This is a genomic window from Kitasatospora sp. SC0581 (assembly GCF_048159585.1).
In the GTDB taxonomy this organism is placed as follows: Bacteria; Actinomycetota; Actinomycetes; order Streptomycetales; family Streptomycetaceae; genus Kitasatospora.
Genome location: NZ_JBLRWA010000025.1, coordinates 78,262 through 98,126, shown reverse-complemented (window position 1 = coordinate 98,126; position 19,865 = coordinate 78,262). Strand labels below are relative to the sequence as shown.

Sequence of the window (19,865 nt, the reverse complement as noted above, 5' to 3'; positions counted from 1 at the left end):
CCGCGGCGGTCAGAGCCCGGCCACCTTGGCGGAGGCGGACACCTCGTACACCAGGGTGAGGGTGCGCCGGGCGCCGGGGGCGAGCGGGACGTCCCAGCGGACGATGCCCTCGGCGTCGAAGGAGTCCGGCGCCGGGGAGCACTCCTCCTTGCGCAGCCGCACCTCGACCGCCGACACCTCGGAGACCGGCACCCGCTCGCGCACCGTGACGACCCGCTCGTCGCGCTCCTCCGGGCCGGAGAAGCGGGACAGGTGCAGCCGGACCGTCCGGGTGGTGGTCTGGCGGCCGGTGAGGCCGGCGGTGGCCTGGCGCTCCTCGCTCTCCCGCACCACCCGGTAGCCGTCCGAACTGCCGAAGGACAGCTCGGCCTCGGCGCCGGCGGCGGTGAAGCGCAGCTCGCCGCGGCCGGTGAAGCCGCTGCCGCGGACCAGCTCGACCGGGCCGGACAGCAGCGGGTGCCCGGCCGCGTTGCGGAACCGGACCACCTGGGTGACCAGCGGGGACAGCTCCGGGGCGCAGGCGTACTCGCTGCCCGCCGGGCCGGTGAAGGCGCCCAGCGGCACCCGGTGCGCGCGGCCGTCGGAGGGCACGGTCGCGGGGGCGGGGGCGGGCAGCACCCGGACCTCGCCGCCGTCGTCCACGCCCGGCACCCGGGAGGCCGGGCCCAGGACGGCGACCGCCTCCTCGCGCAGCTCGACCTCGACCGTGCGGCGCTCCTCGTCGGTGCGCTCGCGCAGCACCAGGACGTCCTCGGCCACCGCGGGCGGGGCGGTGGCGAGGGCGGAGCGGGCGGTGGAGAAGGTGAGCCGGGCGTTCGTCCAGTCCTCGCCGGTGCGCTGCCAGACCACCGCCTCCGATTCCAGGCGCAGCTCGCCGCCGTCCAGGGTCGCCCGGTAGGAGGGCCGCCACAGCGCGCAGGGCACCAGGTGGGAGACGGTCAGCTCGGCGGGGCCGGGCCGGGCCGCCTCGACGGTGAGCTCCAGGTGGGCGGTCAGCTCGGCCGGGTCCTCCTCGGCCTCGTCCAGGGCGGTCAGGGCCTGCGAGCGCTCCTCCTCCAGGCGGCGCAGCCGGGAGTGGGTGGCGCGCAGCTCCTCGCCGTAGCGCTCGCGCTCGGCGTCCACCCGGTCGAGCTCCCGGGCCCAGCGGTTGGGTTCGAGCTCGCCGAGGCCCGCCGCCTCGCCGATCTCGCGCAGCAGGTCCGCGGAGAGCTGGGCGAGCAGGGCCAGCCGGGCCTCCAGCCGGGCCCGGGCCTGGTCGGCCAGCCGGCTCTCGGCGTCCAGCCGGTGCAGCCGGTGGCGCAGGTCGGAGTCCTCCGGGCCTGGCGGCAGCGGGGCGCGCGGGGCCCAGCCGCGCACCAGCCGGGACTCCAGCACCCGGACGCCGTCGGTGCCGGACTCGACGCGCAGGGTGCGGTCGACGGCGAGGGCCGTGAGCGGGCCGAGGCGCAGCCGCTGCACGCCCGCGGCGAGCGCGACCGTCGTGCCGCGCTCGACCTGGCCGCGGTCCTCCAGGCAGGTCACGGCGGTGACGGGGAGGGGAAGGGTAACGGGGAGGGGACGGGTCTCGACGGTCATCGCTCAGTTCCTCCGGTTTCCGCCGACGATGGCCTTTCCGGCCGGGATCTTGATCAGGTAGCCGCCGTCCAGCTCGGTGCGTCCGCCCGGCGGCAGGTCGACCCGCCAGAGCCGGGTGCTGGGCGGGCAGTCCGGCGTGGAGACGGTCGGGGCGTGCCAGTCGGCCCGCTCCTCGATCCGGATCTCGGCGTCGGAGCCGACCGGCACCCGCTCGCGGACCTCCACCGTGACGGCGCGTCCGAGCCGGTTGGCCAGCTGGACGTGCACCCGGTGGTCGAGGACGGTGCTGTTGCCCTTCAGCATGCCGGTGGTGGACTCGTGCAGCTCGGTGCGGCGCGCCACCTCGATGCTCTCGGCGACACCGATGCCCAGCCGACGGGTGCCGCCGGGGGCCAGCGTGGGCAGGGCGGCGGTGAGCAGGAACTCGTCGTCCACGGTGACCTCGGCCGGGCCGGCCAGGACGGCCTGGTCGGTGCGGTTGGCGAGCACCAGGGTCGCGTACACCTTCTCCTCGACGGCGGGGACGGTGACGTACTCGGGGCGGACGGCGAGCGGGATCTCACCGACGGTGACGGTGTGCCAGGTGCCGTCGGACGGGATGTCGGCGGGGGCGGCGGCGTCGAAGCGGTGGTCGAAGGAGCCGGCCGACTCGCGGGGTGGGACGGCGTGCCGGGGGAGGGCGAGGGTGCGGAGCTGCGCGGTGCTGCCGGCGCCGGGTGCTGTCCAGGCGGGCTCCTCGTACTCGAATCGCTCGAACTGTGCGGGCCGTGTGATGTGGCCGGTCCGTTCGGGGCGGGGGTGCAGGGTGCCGCGCCGGGTGGCGGGCTCCTCGGGGCCGGCCAGGACGAGGTCGGGGTAGTCGAGCAGGGTGGCGTCCAGGGCGAGGCCGGGTGGCGGCGGGGGCGGGGCGGCGTGGCCGACGCGGCGGCGGGCCTCCCCGGGCGGGAAGCCGCCCGGGCCCTGCGGCGGCGGCGCGGCGGCGGCGACCGGGTAAGGGGTGGGCGGCGGGGCGCCGTAGCCGGCGAAGCCGCCGGGGGCGATCGGGGAGCCCGGCTCGATCGGGGCGCCCGGTGGCGCGGGCATCGGCTGGTCGGCGTTCAGCAGGCCGCCTCCGCCGTACGGGACGGTGGGAGCGAACTGCTCCTCGGCCGCGAAGGCCTCGGCCCGGGAGCCGCCCGGACGGACGCCGCCGAGGCGGGCGGAGCGGGGCGCCACGGCGGCCGACACCGCGATCGGGGTCTCGCGTCGCGGGGCGGGGCGGTCGGCGCCGGCCGCGTCGTAGCCGGTGAAGAGGTCGGCCAGGCCGGCCGGGGGCTCGCGCCAGCCGGAGGGCGGCGGGGCGGGTTGGCTGCGGCCGATCCGCAGCGAGGCGAGCCGGGGCAGGTCGGTGCGGCGGTCGAGGTCGGCGGTGGACAGGGCGAGGCGCACGCCCGTCCAGTCCTCGCCGGTGCGCTGGGCGACGGCGGCGCGCAGGACCAGGTGGGCCGTGTCGGCGCCGGTCCGGTAGGACAGCCGGTAGGCCGGGACCCAGCGGGCGGCGGGGACGCCGTACTCCAGTTCCAGCTCCATGGCCTGGTCGTGGTCGTGGTCGTGGCCCTGGTCCTGGTCGGGGTGGGTGCTCGCAGTGGTGAGGGTGAGCAGGACGGTGGTGCTGGTGCCGACCGGTTCGGTCCGGTCGGCGGTGGACGCCCGCTCCAGCCGGTCGGCGGCCAGGTCGCGCTCGTGGTCGGCGAGTTCCAGCTGCCGGGTGAGCTCCTCGGCGCGCTCCTGGAGCCGGGCCAGCCGCTCCTCGACGAAGTCGGCGAGCTCCAGCCAGGCGTCGGCGGGCGTGCGGCGCAGCGGTTCGTCGCGTCGGCGCTGCGGGGGGACGGCGCGCAGCGCGGCGGTCTCCGCGACCGAGGCCTGGACCAGCCGCAGGCGCTCGCCGAGCGCGCTGCGGCGCTCGTTGGCCTCGTTCAAGTCCCGCTTGAGATCCGGGAGTTCGTCCGGTTCACGGAGTTCGGCGAGCAGCTCCAACCGGGCCTCGGTGACGGCGGCGCCGGCCGGTCCGGCGAGCACCCGGGCGCGCAGCGAGCGGCCGTCCAGGGCGGCGGGCAGGCCGGTCAGCCGCAGCCGTCCGCCGGGCGGGACCGGGACGGTCGCCCGCCGGCGGCACACCGCGCCCTCGGCGTACACGACGACGGAGTCCAGGACCGACGGGTGGGCCGGTACGGCCGGCGGTTTCGACTGTCCGCTCCGACCGCTGTGCTGATCGTCCATGCGCAACCCCTTCGTTCGCGTGTCGCCCGCCGCGTGGCGCTCGTCGTGCCGTCCTGCTGTTCCCGCGGTGCTCGCCCGTGCCTTCCCCTTTCCCGGGCGGCCAGTCTGCCCGGCTTCGGGGCGGACGTCGCAGGATTTCCGGGTGCGGCGCGTGCACTGTGTGGGACGGGGGCGGGCGCGTGGCGGTTGCCGGTGCCGGAAGCTGCCGGGGCCGCCCCCGTGGTTGCCGGGTGGCGGGTGGGGACTTGGGCGGGGCGGATGAGGGAGGATGGGGCGCGGGTGCTCCCGGACGGTTCCGGCACCTGTCGAGAATCGTGATGAGGAGAGCGACCCGCCATGCGCACTGCCGTCGTCGTCGGCACCGGACTGATCGGCACCTCCGCCGCGCTCGCCCTGACCGCTCGCGGGCTGACCGTCCACCTGGAGGACGCCGACCCGGACGCGGCCCGCACCGCCGAGTCGCTCGGCGCGGGCATCACCGACCCGGTCGACGGCCCGGTGGACCTGGCGATCATCGCCGTGCCGCCCGCGCTGGTCGGCAAGGTGCTCGCCGACTGCCAGCGCCGCAACCTGGCCCACTGGTACACCGACGTCGCCAGCGTGAAGGCCGGCCCGGGCAGCGAGGTCGCCGAGCTCGGCTGCGACACCGTCCACTACATCGGTAGTCACCCGATGGCCGGCCGCGAGCGCTCCGGCCCGCTGGCCGCCCGCGCCGACATCTTCGAGGGCCGCCCCTGGGTGCTCACCCCGACCGCGGACACCGACACCGAGACGCTCAATGCCGCGCTGGAGCTGGTCGCGCTCTGCGGCGCGGTGCCGATCGTGATGGACGCCGCCGAGCACGACCGGGCGGTCGCCCTGGTCTCGCACGCCCCGCAGCTGGTCTCCTCGCTGGTCGCGGCCCGCCTGGAGAACGCCGACGAGACCGCCATAAGGCTCTCCGGCCAGGGCGTGCGCGACGTCACCAGGATCGCCGCCTCCAACCCCGGTATGTGGGTCGACATCCTCTCCGCCAACGCCGGCGCGGTCGCCGACGTGCTGGAGGGGGTCGCCCGCGACCTCGGCGAGACCGTCACCGCGCTGCGCGCCATGCAGGCCGACGAGGAGGGCGAGCGCCGGGTGGGCGCGGCCGGGATCGAGGCGGTCATGCGGCGCGGCAACACCGGCCAGGCCCGCATCCCCGGCAAGCACGGCGCGCCGCCCACCCGCTACGAGACCCTGGCGGTCGTCCTGGGCGACCAGCCGGGCGAGCTGGGCCGGCTGTTCGGGGAGGTCGGCGAGGCCGGGGTCAACATCGAGGACGTCGTCATCGAGCATTCGACCGGGCAGCAGGTCGGCTTCGTCCAGCTGTCGGTGGCGCCGACGGCGGTGAAGCGGCTGACCAAGGCGCTGCGGGCGAGCGGCTGGAGCGTACGGGACTGAGGGCGGGGCGTGCGGGGCTGAGGTGCGGGGCCGGTCGGGGCGGGCCGGAGGGGCCTGGCGGTCGGGCCTGGTTTCGGGCTTGGTCTCGGGCTTGGTCCCGGGCCCGGAGGTCGGCCGACCGGCGGCGGAGCGGGTCACGGCGGCGGTCCATTAACCTTGAGGGAGACATCCCCGGCCGTCCGCCTGCCCAGGCTCCGGCTCCCATGCTCAGAGAGAGGTTCGCCCGTGGACACTGCCGACCGAGCGCACGCCCCGGTCGTCGTCGCCATCGACGGACCTTCCGGCTCCGGCAAGTCGACCGTCTCGCGGGCGGTCGCCGCCCGGCTGGGCCTGAGCTTCCTGGACACCGGCGCCATGTACCGGGCGATGACCTGGTGGATGCTGGTCAACGAGGTCGACGTCGAGGACCCGGAGGCGGTGGCCGTCGCGTGCGGCAAGCCCGTCATCGTGTCGGGGACGGACGCCGACGGCCCCACCATCACGGTGGACGGTCAGGACGTGTCCGGTCCGATCCGCGGCCCCGAGGTGACCGCCAAGGTCAGCGCCGTGTCCGCGGTGCCGGCCGTACGGTCCCGGCTGGTGGAGCTGCAGCGCGGCTGCGCCGAGGTCGCCGAGCGCGGCATCGTCGCCGAGGGCCGGGACATGGGGACCGTGGTGTTCCCGCAGGCCACCGTCAAGGTCTTCCTGACCGCCTCCGTGGAGGCCCGGGCCGCGCGCCGGGCGGCCGAGCTGCGGGCCAAGGGCGTGGACGAGGCGACCATCACCGCGATGGCCGCCGACCTCGCGCGCCGCGACGCCGCCGACTCCTCGCGGGAGACGGCCCCGCTGGCCCAGGCCGCGGACGCGGTGCTGGTGGACACCAGCGAGCTCACCCTGGAGCAGGTGATCGACCGGATCGCCGGGCTGGTGGAGGAGCGGGCCGGGCTGTCGTCGGTCTGACCGACCGATCGGCCGATGGTCCGACCGACTGATCGGCTGATCGGCCGACCGGACATCGGACCGGCGCTGATCGACCGGGTACCGGAGCGGCCGTGGAGGCCGGTCCGACCCACTGAACGAACCGCGGGCCGTCGAGGCGCCGCGGCGGAAACCATCGCGCTGCCCCGAGCGGGGCAGGTACGCACGGCACGCCCCTGGGAAGGGCCGGGCCGGGAAACGGAACAGACGAACATGACCGCAGAGCACGACACCGCCGATCACGGCGGGCTGGACGCCGCCGACTACGCCGAGTTCATGGCCCTCGCGGCCGAGGAGGGCATCGACCTCGACGGCTTCGACGCCGAGGACGGCGGCGCGCACCTCCGGCTGCCGGTGCTGGCCGTGGTCGGCCGCCCGAACGTCGGCAAGTCGACCCTGGTGAACCGCATCATCGGCCGCCGCGAGGCCGTCGTCGAGGACAAGCCGGGCGTCACCCGCGACCGGGTCACGTACGAGGCCAGCTGGAACGGCCGCCGCTTCAAGGTGGTCGACACCGGCGGCTGGGAGATCGACGTCCTCGGCATCGACGCCATGGTGGCCGCCCAGGCCGAGCTCGGCATCGAGCAGGCCGACGCGGTGCTGTTCGTGGTGGACGCCAAGGTCGGCGCCACCGACACCGACGAGGCCCTGATCAAGATCATCCGCCGGGCCGGCAAGCCGACCGTCCTGTGCGCCAACAAGGTCGACGGCCCCTCCACCGAGGCCGAGGCCGCCTACCTGTGGTCGCTGGGCCTGGGCGAGCCGTACCCGGTCTCCGCCCTGCACGGCCGCGGCTCCGGCGACCTGCTGGACGCCGTCATGGACGCGCTGCCCGAGGCCCCGCCGCAGACCTTCGGCGACGCCGCCCCCGGCGGCCCGCGCCGCATCGCGCTGATCGGCCGGCCCAACGTCGGCAAGTCCAGCCTGCTGAACAAGGTCGCCGGCGAGGAGCGGGTCGTCGTCAACGAGCTGGCCGGCACCACCCGCGACCCGGTCGACGAGATGATCGACCTCGGCGGCAAGACCTGGAAGTTCGTGGACACCGCCGGTATCCGCCGCCGGGTCCACCTGACCGCCGGCGCCGACTTCTACGCCTCGCTGCGCACCTCCTCCGCGCTGGAGAAGGCCGAGGTCGCGGTCGTCCTGATCGACGCCAGCGAGACCCTCGCCGAGCAGGACACCCGGATCATCTCGATGGCCGTCGAGGCCGGGCGCGCCGTCGTCGTCGCCTACAACAAGTGGGACCAGCTCGACGAGGAGCGCCGCTACTACCTGGAGCGCGAGATCGAGCGCGACCTCGTCCAGGTGCAGTGGGCCCCGCGGGTCAACGTCTCGGCCAAGACCGGCCGGCACATGGAGAAGCTCGTCCCGGCGATCGAGACCGCGCTGGAGGGCTGGGAGACCCGCATCCCGACCGCGCGCCTGAACGCCTTCCTCGGCGAGCTGGTCGCCGCCCACCCGCACCCGATCCGCGGCGGCAAGCAGCCGCGTGTCCTGTTCGGCACCCAGGCGGGCACCCGTCCGCCGCGCTTCGTGTTGTTCGCCTCGGGCTTCCTGGAGGCCGGCTACCGGCGCTTCATCGAGCGCCGGCTGCGCGAGGAGTTCGGGTTCGTCGGGACGCCGATCTCGATCTCGGTGCGGGTCCGGGAGAAGCGCAAGAAGAAGTAGTAGGAGCAGCAGCAGTCGGTAGGACCGGTGGGTCCGCCGACCGACGGCCGGAGGGCCTCGCCACGGTGGTGGCGAGGCCCTCCGGCGTGTCCGGGGTGGGTTTCCCGGTCGGGGCCGGGCCGGGGTGCGGTCCGGGGTGCGGGCCGGGTGTCAGCGGTGGTCGACGGTGGGGCCCGGGGGGAGGGAGAGCATCTGGCGGTGGCGGCCGCCGCTGGACGGCGCGGGGGCGAGACCGGTGGCCGTACCCATCACCGGGGAGGGCGCGGGCGGCGCCGGCGGTGCGGGCGCGGGCACCGGCATCGGGTGCGGAGCCGCGCCCAGGTAGCCGGCCGCGACCCAGCCCTGACCGTCGGTGAACTGGGCGGCGGGGACGGCGGGTTGGTCCTGGACGGAGGCCGGGGCGGCGGGGCCGAGGCCGTCGCCGGTGGGGGACTCGGGGTGGTGGCCGTGGTGGTGGCCAGTGCTGTGGGTGCCGGGGTGGGCGCTGCTGGTGTGACGGCCGGTGTGGCTTCCGGCGTGCGTGCCGGGGTGGCCTCCGCCGGTGTGGGAGTTGCTGTGCGGGGTGGCGTGGGCGCCGGTGTGGCCCCCGCTGTGGCTGTGCTGCTGGCCGCCGGTGGGGCCGGAGCCGTGGTGCTGGGAGCCCGGCATGAACTGGGGGAGGCCCGGCGTCTGGCCCGGGAGGGTGTGGAAGGTCTGCTGCTGGGGCGGGTACGGGCGCTGCTCGCCGTGCAGCGGGTAGCTGTCGCGGACCGCGAAGCCGGTGAACTTCAGGTCCTCCTCGTTCGAGCGGTCACCGGGCAGGGCGCGGAAGAGGCGCCGGTACTCGGAGTACAGCTCGTCGTAGATCGGCGTCGCGGAGTGCGGGTGCTCGGCGTCGTACGAGGGGCGCATGCCCGGGATCGAGCGCGAGGCGCTGGCGGACCGGCCGGGGGACGCGGAGACGTCGTAGCTGTACACGTAGGGGCCAACGAGCGAGAGGGGCGGGGGATGCGGGCCCTGGGGGCGGGGGTGCGCCTACACGCCGGAGTGCGCAACGGGTGCGCGCGCCGGGCGGGGTGTGGGCACGCCGGGGCGGACGCGGGCACGGCGGAGTGAAGCGGGGCGCGCAGGGTGCGGGCGGGGTGCGGCGGGGTGTTCCCGGGCATGGCGCGCGGCGGGGTGTCGCGGGCGTGCGCCCGCCGGACGGCTGCCGTGGGGCGGGAGGCGGCCGTCCGGCGGGTTGGGGCGCGGAGCCGGATCAGGTGCCGGCGAGCGGGAGGGAGGCGGCGACCACCTGGCCCAGCGCCACCGCCCGTTCCAGCGCCTGGCGCAGCAGGTCCTCGCGGGGCTGCCGGCCGACCATGCCGGCCGGCACGGCGTACATCGTCACCTCGGAGAGCTGGCTCGCGGCCATCCGCCAGGCGTCGGTGACCTGGAGCGGCTGGTGCGCCTGCCACCAGCCGGTGCTGCCGCCGGCCGCGGCGGGCTGGAGGATCGCGTGCAGCTTGCCCATCGCGACCAGGACGGACCAGCCGGGCAGCTGGTCCGGGGTCTCGTCCAGGTCGGTGACGGGCTGGAAGCCGGCGTCCTGGAGCAGGTCGAGGAACTCGTCCTCGCCCGAGGTGCTGCCGGGGCGGCCGACCGGTCCGGTCGGCTCGACCACCAGCGAGGCGTGCCCGACCTTGCCGTGCAGGACCAGCCCGCAGGTGATGCCGAGGATGGCGGCCTGGCCGGGGGCGGCCGGCTGGGTCGGGGCCGGGCCGACGGGCGCGGCCGGGGCCGGCGCGGGGGCGCTCGGCACGGCGGCGGGGACGGCGAGGTCCGGGCCGCCGGGCTGGGTCTGGCTGATGCTGCGGACGGCGCCCGCCAGCTGCTCCTCGGAGACCGGGACGACCTGGGAGGGGATGCAGCGGGCGTGCGCGAAGGCGAGGACGGCGGTCTCGTCGCCGACGAACAGCACGGTGCTGGTGGGCTCCACGTGCGTGTCGCCGGGGGTCCGGCAGGAGGTGCACTCGTAGCCGTCGGGGGCGCGGTCGCCACCTAGCAGGCGGTCGGCTTCGTCGTCGCCGATCTCGGACCGGACCTCGTCGCTGACGTCGAGCATGCGCGGCACAGGGTCTCCTCGGATGGGTGTGGATGGGGTGCTGGGGCGGACACGGAGAGGTCGCCATGCCCAACGGGCCCTTGTGTCAGGCGTCACGGGTGCCCCCGGAGGCTGACGTGAATTGCCTCGGATCCGACCGCACCGCGTGTTCTCGTGGTCGCAATCTGTCGATGTCGGTGCCGGGACTGCCGGAATCAAACAGTGAGGTGAGTCACGGAGTCCGGATGTTTGATCTAGAAATCGACGGTTAAAGCGGACAATTCGGGCATGATTGCATGGTCGTTACCGCCGGTAACCCTTGGCTGAGCTGGGCAGACCGTCGAAGTTTTGGATTCCCCGTCGACCGGCTCGTAGCTTCTTGGACGGCGCAACGAGCGCCACCCGGGTTCACCCCCGACGCACAGCCCCCCGGTCCGCCGGGCGTGGCAGGTGCCCGCCGACGCGATCGCTCGAACACGTCGTCGGCGAGCGGCTGGGTGGCCGGGGCGGCAAGCGGCACGTCCGACACGTGCCCGGCCGCCCGACGGACGCAGCGAGTGATCACGGCCCTTCCCGGGGTCTGGTTCCGCATGCCCGCCCGGGGCTGTCGAGAGGAACCTCATGACCTTCCGTAACGAGACCGCCGCTGCCACCACCTCCACCGCCACCAAGCGCAACCGCGTTCGGATGGCTGTCGTGGCGGGCGCCGCTGTCGCGGCCCTGCCGGTGGCCGGCCTCGTCACGGCCACCTCGGCCTCCGCCGCCTCCGTCTCCACCTGGGACGCCGTCGCCCAGTGCGAGAGCGGCGGCAACTGGGCCATCAACACCGGAAACGGTTTCTACGGCGGTCTGCAGTTCACCTCCAGCACCTGGGCCGCGTTCGGTGGCACCGCCTACGCGTCGCAGGCCAACCAGGCCACCAAGGCGCAGCAGATCGCCGTCGCGGAGAAGGTCCTCGCCTCGCAGGGCCCGGGCGCCTGGCCCGTCTGCTCCGTCAAGGCCGGCCTGACCAAGGGCGGCGCCCCGGCCGCCGTCGACACCTCGGCGGGCTCCGCCGCCGGCTCGACCGCCGCCAAGCCGGCGCAGACCCCGAAGCCCGCCGCCAAGCCGGCCGAGGCCCCGAAGGCCGCGCCCAAGGCCCAGGCCGCGCCGAAGGCTCAGGCCGCGCCGAAGAACGACGCCGCCGCGCCGAAGGCTGCCGCCCCGAAGGCCGACGCCCAGAAGTCCGCGCCGAAGGCCGACCAGGGCGCCAAGTCCTGGAACCGCTCGAACGACGCCAAGCCGGCCGCCAAGGGCGACTACACCGTCAAGGCCGGTGACACCCTGAGCTCCATCGCCGCCGCGCAGGGCCTGGACTGGCACGACCTGTACCAGAACAACGCCAAGGTCATCGGTGGCAACCCGGACCTGATCTTCCCGGGCCAGACCCTCAGCATCTGAGGTCTCCCCAGCTGAGGCCTCCTCGAGCACGTGAGGCCCCGTGCGCAGCCGGCGTCGGCTGCCCGGGGCTCACCGTGCCGGTGCCCGACCGGGTGCCGATGTGCCGATCTGTTCATGCGCCGATCTGTCGGTGCGTCGGCTGTCGGTGCGTCGACGTACGGATGTGCGTACCGATGTGCACGGCTTTCACGGCCGCTTCTCCGCCGCGCGGGTTCCTCCGCCGGTCGGGGGAGCGGCCGTCGGTGTTCCTGCGGGCGGGAGTCGGGGTCGCGCGGGGGTGTGCCCGCCGTCGGCGGCGGCCGGGCTGGGCGCGGGTCGGCCCGGGTGGGCGCGGTGCGGGAGGATGGTGGGGTGATCCAGGGCGAGCTGTTCGGTGATCCGGGCGGGTCCCCGGGTGCGCGCGAGCGCTCCGAGCCGGCCCCCGGCGCCGTCCTGCTGCCCGGTTGGCTGGACCTCGACGCGCAGCGGCGCCTGGTCGCCGCCTGTCGGGAGTGGGCCCGCCCGCCGGCCGGTCTGCACGCCGTGCGGATGCCCACCGGCGGGATGATGTCCGTCCGGATGGTGAGCCTCGGCCTGCACTGGTACCCGTACGGCTACCGGGAGGTCGCCGAGGACGGCGCGCCCGTCAAGCCGTTCCCGCGGCTGCTCGGGGACCTGGCGCGCAGGGCCGTCGCCGAGGCGTACGGGGCCGCGCTGGGGGAGGTCGCGGGGGCGGCGTCGTACGCGCCGGACATCGCGATCGTCAACCACTACGCGCACGGCGCGAAGATGGGCCTCCACCAGGACCGCGACGAGCGGGCGGACGCGCCGGTGGTCTCGCTCTCGCTGGGCGACGGCTGCGTCTTCCGGCTCGGGAACACCGAGACCAGGACCCGGCCGTGGACGGACCTGGAGCTGCGCAGCGGCGACCTGCTGGTGTTCGGCGGCCCGGCCCGGTTCGCGTACCACGGGGTGGTGCGGACGCTGCCGGGGATGGCCGATCCGGCGCTGGGGCTGCTCGGGCGGCTCAACATCACGGTGCGGGAGTCGGGGCTGGGGGCGTAGCCGGAGGTCGTGCGGCCGGTGGGGGCCTCCTGGCCGACCGGGCCGTCCCGTCCGTCACCTGCTCGTCGGCTCGCCTACTCGTTCGAGTGAACTGGGCGTTCCGGACCGCTGCGCGGGAATGACCCGGGTCGCCAAAGGATTCGATTGAGCTGGAGAATTGTTCGGAGTCCGGAGAGGAAACGTGCCCATGGGTACCCCCGTCGACGACCTTGTCGATCTGCTCGACCTTGAGCAGATCGAACTCAACATCTTCCGTGGGCGCAGCCCCGAGGAGGCGCTGCAACGGACGTTCGGCGGCCAGGTCGCCGGGCAGGCGCTGGTCGCGGCGGGGCGCACGGTGGACGACGAGCGCCCGGTCCACTCGCTGCACGCCTACTTCCTGCGCCCCGGGGTCCCCGGCGTGCCGATCGTCTACCAGGTCGACCGGATCCGTGACGGCCGGTCCTTCACCACCCGCCGGGTGCTCGGCATCCAGGGCGGCCGGTCGATCTTCGCCCTCACCGCCGACTTCCACAGACCCGAGGAGGCCGGCATCGAGCACCAGTACCCGATGCCGCCCGTCGCCGCCCCCGAGGAGCTGCCCAGTGCCCTGGACGAGGTCGGCTCCCGGCTCGGCGAGCTGCCCCCGTTCATCAGCCGCCGCCAGCCCTTCGACATCCGCTACGTCGACCGGCTGCGCTGGACGAAGGAGGAGCTGGAGGGCGTCGAGGCGCGCAGCGGCGTCTGGCTGCGCACCAACGGCCCGCTGCCGGACGACCCGCTGATCCACGTCTGCGCCCTCACCTACGCCAGCGACATGACGCTGCTGGACGCCGTCCGCGCCCCGGTCGAGCCGCTGTGGGGCGAGCGGAGCTTCGACATGGCCTCGCTCGACCACGCGATGTGGTTCCACCAGCCGTTCCGGGCGGACGACTGGCTGCTGTACCAGCAGGAGTCCCCGATCGCGCACGGCGCGCGCGGCCTGGCCCGCGGGCAGATCTTCGACCGGCACGGCCGGCTGGTGGTGTCCGTGGTGCAGGAGGGGCTGTTCCGTCCGCTGAAGCGCCGCGAGGGGTAGGTGTGTGGCCGGAGTGGTGCCCCGTGTTGTGCCCGGTGTCGGCGCGTTGCCGCCGTGTTGCGGTTTCGGCGACATCGGGCCGACGGGAATGATCCGTCCGCGCGGACGGTGTTGTGGATGACGGAGGACGGGCGGCCCGAACAGCGGGCCGTCCACGGACCGACCGGGAGGGTGGACCGATGACGGAGACGGCCGCGGAGGACTGGAAGCACTGGAGCGACGGCCGGGCGGCGTCGGTGAGCGCGCAGCACGGCCAGCTCGCACTCACCGGCACGCACTGGCTGGAGCCCGAGCCCGCCGAGATCCCCGGCCTGCCCGGGCGTTGGTGGGCCGACGCCGAGGGCGTCCGGGTCCGGGCGGCGGCGTCCGACGGCATCACGATCGACGGCGCCGACGCACCGGTGGACGGCGAGGCGCTGCTGCGCCCGGACAGCGACCCGGCCGCCGACACCGCCGTCCTGGGAGACCTGCTGCTCGTCCCGATCGAGCGCGAGGGCGAGCTGGCCCTGCGGGTCTTCGACCCGGCCGCACCCCGTCGGACGGCGTTCGCGGGCATCTCCGCCTTCCCGTACGCGCCCGAGTGGGCCGTGCCCGCCGTCTTCACCCCGTTCGAGGACGACGACGCCCGGTCGGTCGTCGTCCCGAACGCCGACGGCCGGGAGCGCCCGCTGGCCGTCTCCGGGCAGATCGCCTTCACGGTGGCGGGCGAGCACCGCACCCTGACCGTCAGCCGGTCGGGCGATCGGCTCAGCGGCGTGATCGCGGACACGACCAGCGGCATCGACACCTACCGCTTCCGCTTCATCACCCTGCCCGCGCCCGACGCCGAGGGTCGTACGGTCCTCGACCTCAACCGGGCCTACCTGCCGCCGTGCGCCTTCTCGGACCACTTCATCTGCCCGTTCCCGCCGCCGGGCAACCGGCTGGACTTCGCGGTGGAGGCGGGGGAGAGGCAGGTGCTGAGCCGGTAGCGGGGGCCTCGCGGGTGGGGCCGGGGCGTCGCGGGCGGGGGCGGGCTTTCGCTGGGGCGGCCCCGGTGCGGGGCCGTCCGGGGGCGGAGCGGAGCATGAGGGACTATGTCGAACAATCAACATTCCACGCCGTCCCCCGCGCCCGCCCCGTCCCCCGCATCCTCCGCCGCCGATCCCGAACCCGAACCGGAACCCGGTCCGGGGGACGGACCCGGGCCGGAGGCGGCCGCCGGCTCCCCCTGGTACCGGCGGGCCTTCGCCGACCTCAGCCCGCTGCGCGACCACCCCGACTACCGCCGGGTCTGGGCCGGACAGGCCGTCTCCTCCATAGGCCAGCAGATGACGGCCGTCGCCGTCTCCGTCCAGGTCTACGACCTGACCGGCTCCGCCTTCGCGACCGGCCTGGTCGGCATCTTCTCCCTCGTCCCGCTGGTCGCCTTCGGCCTCTACGGCGGCGCGATCGCCGACACCGTCGACCGGCGCCGGCTGGGCCTGCTCGGCTCGGCCGGTCTGGCGGTCGTCTCCGCCGCCCTGGCCGCGCAGGCGCTGGCCGGCCTCGGCCTGGTCGCCGTCCTGTACGCCGCCGTCGCCGTCCAGGCCGGCTTCTTCGCGATCAGCTCGCCCGCCCGCTCCGCGATGATCCCCCGCCTGGTGCCCAGCCACCAGCTCCCGGCGGCGAACGCCCTGAACACCGTCAGCATGAACCTCGGCCTCACCGTCGGCCCGATGCTCGGCGGCGTCCTCATCGGCGCCTACGGATCCCAGGCCGCCTACCTGGTCGACACCGTCGCCTTCACCGGCACCCTCTACGCGATGTGGCGCCTGCCCGCCATGCGGCCGCTCGGCGAGCGCAAGGGCCGCGCCTCCGTCCTCGACGGCCTCCGCTTCCTGCGCGAGCAGCCCAACCTGCGCACCAGCTTCCTCGCTGACCTGGCCGCGATGGTCTTCGGCATGCCGCGCGCCCTCTTCCCGGCCATCGCGGTCACCTTCTACGGCGGCGACGCCGGCACCGTCGGCCTGCTGGTCTCCGCCCCGGCCGTCGGCGCCCTGATCGGCGCGCTCTTCTCCGGCTGGGTCGGCCGCGTCCACCGCCAGGGCGTCGCCGTCCTTGCCGCCGTCGCCGCCTGGGGCCTGGCCATCGCGGCCTTCGGCGCCCTCCACAACCTCTGGCTCGGCCTCCTGCTGCTCGCGGTCGCGGGCTGCGCCGACACCGTCAGCATGATCTTCCGCAACACGATGATGCAGGTCGCGGCCCCGGACGAGATGCGCGGCCGCCTCCAGGGGATCTTCATCGTGGTCGTCGCCGGCGGCCCCCGCCTCGGCGACTTCGAGTCCGGCACCGTCGCCGCCCTCACCAACCCCGCCACCTCCGTGATCACCGGCGGCCTCGCCTGCGTCGCCGCCGTCCTCCTCCTCGCCGCCCGCCGCCCCGCCTTCCTCACCTACGACGCCCGCCACCCCACCCCCTGACCCACCCCACCCCCCGAACCTGGCAGCGAGCACCCCCCGACGTGCTGTATTGTTTTCCACGTCGCCGGGACAACCGGAGACAAGGTCGAGAAGCCCACAGCAGAGCCCCCCAGGCCCCGCTGCAGGCACCGAGACCACGGGACGTGGCGCAGCTTGGTAGCGCACTTGACTGGGGGTCAAGGGGTCGCAGGTTCAAATCCTGTCGTCCCGACAGTGATGTCGGTTGTGAGAGCGGGTACTTGGGAAACCGGGTGCCCGCTCTTTCTGTTGTGGTGTCGGCTGGTGGTCGCACGGTGGTCTCTGGGCCACATCGGCCAGGGCGCGGTTGGTTCTTCTGTTCGCGCCTGCTGGTAGGCGGGCAGTTGCCGGTGCAGGAGCGGGCGCTGGCGCCAGGGGTGCTGGGCGCGGCAGACGGGGTGTCCGAGGACGGCATGGTCGGCGCCATCCGGGATCCAGGCGACGGCGTCGACGGCCGCGCGGGCGGCGAGTCTGGTGAGGTCGGCGTAGATGTTCGCGGTGGTGGACAGGGTGAGGTGGCGCAGGTCGTGCAGGGCGATCCGGGGGACGTCGGCTTTGTCAGCAGGTGGAAGCGGCCGAGGACGGTCTTGAGATTCAGGGGCGGCCAGGGTAGTGGAAGACATAGCCGCCGGCGGGGTGATCTGGGCGAACGCGCGTGACCCTGCCCGCTCGTCGAGGGCATCGGTGACACGGTCGGACAGGGCAACCCAAGTGCGACTGCCCGGTCTTTGGAGCGGTGAGCAGGAGCTGGTCGTTGTCGATCGAGGAGAGCCTCGCGCGGATGGACAGGGTGCGCTCGGGCAGGTGGACGTCGTCCCAGCACAGGGCCAGGACCTCCCCCTCGCGCACGTCGGTGCCGATCATCAGCTAGGTGAGGTCGGCATGCAGCGGGGCGACGAGATGGGTGAAGCGCAGGAAACGAGCCGCCTGCTCCTCGGTCCACAGGCGCCGTTCGCGGCGGGCCTGGAGATGAGCGGGGGTGCGGGCCAGGCGTTCAGTGTCGACGGCGGTGTCGACGGCGGTGGCGAGGGCGCTGGCGAGCGTGGACATGATCCGGTGGACGGTGACTCTGCCTCGGCGCCGGCGCCGGCGCCGGCGCAGCCGGTCGGTGACGGATGCGGGCAGGTGCTGGCGGGTGAGGTCGTCGATGGGGATGGAGTCGAGGGCGTTCCGCGGTGGCTGGCGGGTACACGTTGGCCAAGGCCCAGGGGGTCGTCGAGGGCAGGGGCGAGAGACGTGGTGTCCTCCTGGAACGTGCTCAGCCGTGGTGTGTTGCACGCATCGAAGAGAAGGCCGGTGTAGCCCTCCCAGGACCGTGCCGCAAAGGAAAGCAACTGATGGCGGTGGCGGGGAATCAGTGGCGTGGGCGGATGGGTCCTCGTCGCGGCTGTCGTGCGAGGGTGGGCGCCCGTAGCTGCCGGCCGGGGCCGAGGGTATCGACTGGTTCAGCTCCTTGGAGACGCTGGTCAGTGCATCAGTCGGGGGGCGATCTGGGATCACGCGCAATTCACCTCCGCCTTTGAGGGCCTTTCGGGTGAACGAACAGCGCGGGCTGTATACCGTCTGACGTGCAGAGATGGCAGTGGTCGGGCGACTGGGGGTATTGCGCGGCTGGGCCTTCGCCCGGGATGAGAATGATCTCTTGATGTACGTATCGCCGCTGAGAATTGTGTACTGACAGCCGCTTCTGCACGTAGGATCGACGGTACTGTTTGCGGCCCGACAGGCTTCCCACTGAGGACATGCCCCCAACCCGCACGAATCATTGGTGGTCTGGTCTGGGGGAGTCCCTTCGTGCCCATGCTCCTGCTGAAGTTGTCGGCGCAGGATCTGCTCACTCTGAACTCGCGTCGCCGGATGGTGCCGCATCTTGCCGAACGGTGGCGAAAGTTCCGGGAGCACGAGGCTTCGGAGACGGAGCGGTTGGCGTGGGCGGAGAGTCTGATCTGTCTGGCGAACGATCTGGTCGCCGCTGATCGTGGCAATGTGCAGATGGTCGTCGAGTGCGCAGCGACTGCTGACGAGGACATCAAGGGGAGCAGTCCCAGGCTCGTGGACGTCGTCCTGGTGGGCCGCCACCCGCGGGAGAATCGGCCGTCCGTCCAGCTGGTGGAGCTGAAGCGTTGGTCGACCGTGACCAGGGTCGAGCGGGCCGTTGCGGACCAGATCTACGTCGCGGGCCTGGCGAAGCCCAAGAAGCACCCTGCGCTGCAACTGCGCGAGTACTACCACGCGTTCACCGGCAGCCGGGGCCCCTTCCGAACGGTCGACATCGAGTGCGGCGGCTTTGCCTACCTGCACAACGCCACTGAGGACTCTGTCCGTCCGCTGATCGACGTGGACGCACCGACGGGTGTCTATGCGAAGGTGTACACCGGTGATCGCCGCCGCCAGTTGCTGACCGACTTGCAGGGACACTTTGCCGCCGACGGCGGCAGCACCGAGGCCGAGCTGCTACTCCAGGGCATCGGCGTGCGCAATGAACCGCTGCTCGACGTGATGATGTTGTCCCGGGGCACGGACACGGTCTTCACCCTGCGGGGGCGGCAGAAGGAGGTGGCTGATCAGATCCTGGAGACAGCTGCCAAGGTACTGCCCTCCTCGAAGCAGTCCGCGTTGGTTCCGGACGAGCGACGAGTAGTTTTCCTGGTGACCGGTGGCGCCGGCACCGGAAAGAGCGCTATCGGCCTGCAGATCAAGGCGGAGCTGGAGGCCGCTGGCCGGAACGTCAACTATGCCAGCGGGAGCAGGGCCTTCAACGCGGCGATGCAGGAGCACGTCGGTGTCGGTGACCGGGAGTTCAAGGAGACGTTCACCTACTTCTTCGACTACGTCACGACGCCCGACCCGCTGCTCGATGTTCTGATCTGCGATGAGGCACACCGACTCCGTGACCGCTCCGAGAACCGGTTCTGGCCGCCGGAGAAGCAGGGATCTCGGCCGCAGGTGGATGAACTCCTCGATGCGTCCCGGCTGACGGTGTTCTTCCTCGACGAAGGCCAGGTCGTTCGTCCGAAGGAGGTCGGTACGGTCGACCTGATCCAGCAGGCGGCCGATCGGCGCGGAGCCAAGGTGGTGCGGTACGGCCTCCGCGAGCAGTTCCGATGCGGTGGCAGTGACGCGTACGTCCGCTGGGTGCACGCGCTGCTCGGCTTGTCGGATGACGAACCTGAGCACTGGACGCCGGACGGCTTGATGCATGTCGAGGTGGTGGACACGCCGGACGCGCTCAGGGACATCATCCTCGGCGAGGAGAGCGCCGGGGCATCCGCGCGTATGGTTGCCGGCTACTGCTGGCCTTGGACCGAGCCCGTGGGCCGGGAGAAGCGACTGGAGCGGGATGTCAGGATCGGTGACTGGCACGAGCCGTGGAACGCGAAGAGCGACAGCTTCTGCGCGGACGGCGCCCCGCCCGGTGTCAGGTGGTCGATGCACGAGAACGGCATCGGCCAGATCGGCTGTGTGTACACCGCACAGGGCCTCGAGTGGGACTGGTGCGGAGTGATCATGGGCGATGACATGGTGCGCCGGAACGACCAGTGGGAGTTCCGCCGAGGCAAGGAGACGGAGAAGTCGGCGCAAGGTGTAAGACGGGTGAGAGTTCCAGGATCTCTTGATCCGAAGGTCAGTGCGAGCAGCGTCGGTGACGAGGAGTTCGCCCGCCTGATTCGGCACGCCTACCACGTGCTGATGACCCGGGCCAGCCGGGCGACGGTGCTCTATTCCACGGACGAGGAGACTCGGGCCTACCTCAAGGGCCTTGTCGGGGAGACCGAGATCCACGGATTGCGGCCGACTCGGGAGAGCTTGCCAAGGCATCACGCCCGTCCGAAGCGGGGACGGAAGAAGCCCAAGAACGACCTTCGCTTGTTCTGACGGAAGGCGTGGAAAGGTGGAAGTGGCGGGCTCGCCGGGCCCGCCA

Annotated in this window: 14 protein-coding genes and 1 tRNA gene; 10 read left to right on the top strand and 5 right to left on the bottom strand. The window is 73.5% G+C overall.

Going from position 1 to position 19,865, the window contains the following annotated elements; genetic code table 11:
- Window positions 1–9 precede the first annotated feature (9 nt).
- Together ACLWS4_RS28880 and ACLWS4_RS28875 are read right to left on the bottom strand one after the other, a co-directional pair.
- Window positions 10–1,575, bottom strand: coding sequence for a mucoidy inhibitor MuiA family protein (locus tag ACLWS4_RS28880; RefSeq protein ID WP_380779494.1), 1,566 nt, complete (start codon window positions 1,573–1,575; stop codon window positions 10–12).
- 3 nt (window positions 1,576–1,578) lie between these two features.
- A complete protein-coding gene (locus ACLWS4_RS28875; RefSeq protein ID WP_416875657.1) occupies window positions 1,579–3,834 on the bottom strand; it encodes a DUF4139 domain-containing protein in 2,256 nt (751 codons plus the stop codon).
- 336 nt (window positions 3,835–4,170) lie between these two features.
- Here ACLWS4_RS28875 and ACLWS4_RS28870 point away from each other — a divergent pair, with 336 nt between their 5' ends.
- From ACLWS4_RS28870 to der, 3 genes are all read left to right on the top strand, one after another.
- On the top strand, window positions 4,171–5,256 hold the full coding sequence (locus ACLWS4_RS28870; protein ID WP_049658411.1) for a prephenate dehydrogenase: 1,086 nt from the start codon (window positions 4,171–4,173) through the stop codon (window positions 5,254–5,256).
- 225 nt (window positions 5,257–5,481) lie between these two features.
- The gene (gene cmk / locus ACLWS4_RS28865; protein WP_416875656.1) at window positions 5,482–6,195 is read left to right on the top strand and encodes a (d)CMP kinase; all 714 of its coding nucleotides are present in this window, start codon (window positions 5,482–5,484) and stop codon (window positions 6,193–6,195) included.
- Window positions 6,196–6,426: 231 nt separating this feature from the next.
- Window positions 6,427–7,881 carry a ribosome biogenesis GTPase Der gene (gene der, locus ACLWS4_RS28860; protein WP_416875655.1) on the top strand — a complete coding sequence of 485 codons (1,455 nt, stop codon included), beginning with the start codon at window positions 6,427–6,429 and terminating at the stop codon, window positions 7,879–7,881.
- Between the two features lie 150 nt (window positions 7,882–8,031).
- On the opposite strand, the gene ACLWS4_RS28855 is transcribed toward der, so the two are convergent.
- Window positions 8,032–8,838, bottom strand: a complete 807-nt coding sequence (locus ACLWS4_RS28855; RefSeq protein WP_416875654.1) for a hypothetical protein — start codon at window positions 8,836–8,838, stop codon at window positions 8,032–8,034.
- A gap of 280 nt (window positions 8,839–9,118) precedes the next feature.
- Window positions 9,119–9,973: a hypothetical protein gene (locus ACLWS4_RS28850; protein WP_074004696.1), complete on the bottom strand. Its 855-nt coding sequence runs from the start codon at window positions 9,971–9,973 to the stop codon at window positions 9,119–9,121.
- Window positions 9,974–10,564: 591 nt separating this feature from the next.
- Between ACLWS4_RS28850 and ACLWS4_RS28845 the strand changes: the two genes are divergently transcribed.
- The 6 genes from ACLWS4_RS28845 to ACLWS4_RS28820 all read left to right on the top strand — a co-directional run bounded on the left by ACLWS4_RS28845 (window position 10,565) and on the right by ACLWS4_RS28820 (window position 16,136).
- Window positions 10,565–11,383 carry a transglycosylase family protein gene (locus ACLWS4_RS28845; protein WP_117490113.1) on the top strand — a complete coding sequence of 273 codons (819 nt, stop codon included), beginning with the start codon at window positions 10,565–10,567 and terminating at the stop codon, window positions 11,381–11,383.
- A gap of 354 nt (window positions 11,384–11,737) precedes the next feature.
- Window positions 11,738–12,427, top strand: a complete 690-nt coding sequence (locus ACLWS4_RS28840) for an alpha-ketoglutarate-dependent dioxygenase AlkB family protein (RefSeq protein ID WP_416875665.1) — start codon at window positions 11,738–11,740, stop codon at window positions 12,425–12,427.
- 187 nt (window positions 12,428–12,614) lie between these two features.
- A complete protein-coding gene (locus ACLWS4_RS28835; protein WP_049658849.1) occupies window positions 12,615–13,484 on the top strand; it encodes an acyl-CoA thioesterase in 870 nt (289 codons plus the stop codon).
- A gap of 179 nt (window positions 13,485–13,663) precedes the next feature.
- Window positions 13,664–14,455 carry a DUF1684 domain-containing protein gene (locus ACLWS4_RS28830; protein ID WP_416875653.1) on the top strand — a complete coding sequence of 264 codons (792 nt, stop codon included), beginning with the start codon at window positions 13,664–13,666 and terminating at the stop codon, window positions 14,453–14,455.
- Between the two features lie 105 nt (window positions 14,456–14,560).
- A complete protein-coding gene (locus tag ACLWS4_RS28825; RefSeq protein ID WP_082346162.1) occupies window positions 14,561–15,925 on the top strand; it encodes an MFS transporter in 1,365 nt (454 codons plus the stop codon).
- Between the two features lie 137 nt (window positions 15,926–16,062).
- A tRNA-Pro gene (locus ACLWS4_RS28820) sits at window positions 16,063–16,136 on the top strand.
- 674 nt (window positions 16,137–16,810) lie between these two features.
- On the opposite strand, the gene ACLWS4_RS28815 is transcribed toward ACLWS4_RS28820, so the two are convergent.
- Window positions 16,811–16,993, bottom strand: a complete 183-nt coding sequence (locus tag ACLWS4_RS28815) for a hypothetical protein (protein WP_416875652.1) — start codon at window positions 16,991–16,993, stop codon at window positions 16,811–16,813.
- 750 nt (window positions 16,994–17,743) lie between these two features.
- On the opposite strand from ACLWS4_RS28815, the gene ACLWS4_RS28810 reads away from it, so the two are divergent.
- Window positions 17,744–19,819, top strand: coding sequence for a DUF2075 domain-containing protein (locus ACLWS4_RS28810; RefSeq protein ID WP_387967053.1), 2,076 nt, complete (start codon window positions 17,744–17,746; stop codon window positions 19,817–19,819).
- The last annotated feature ends 46 nt before the right edge of the window (window positions 19,820–19,865 follow it).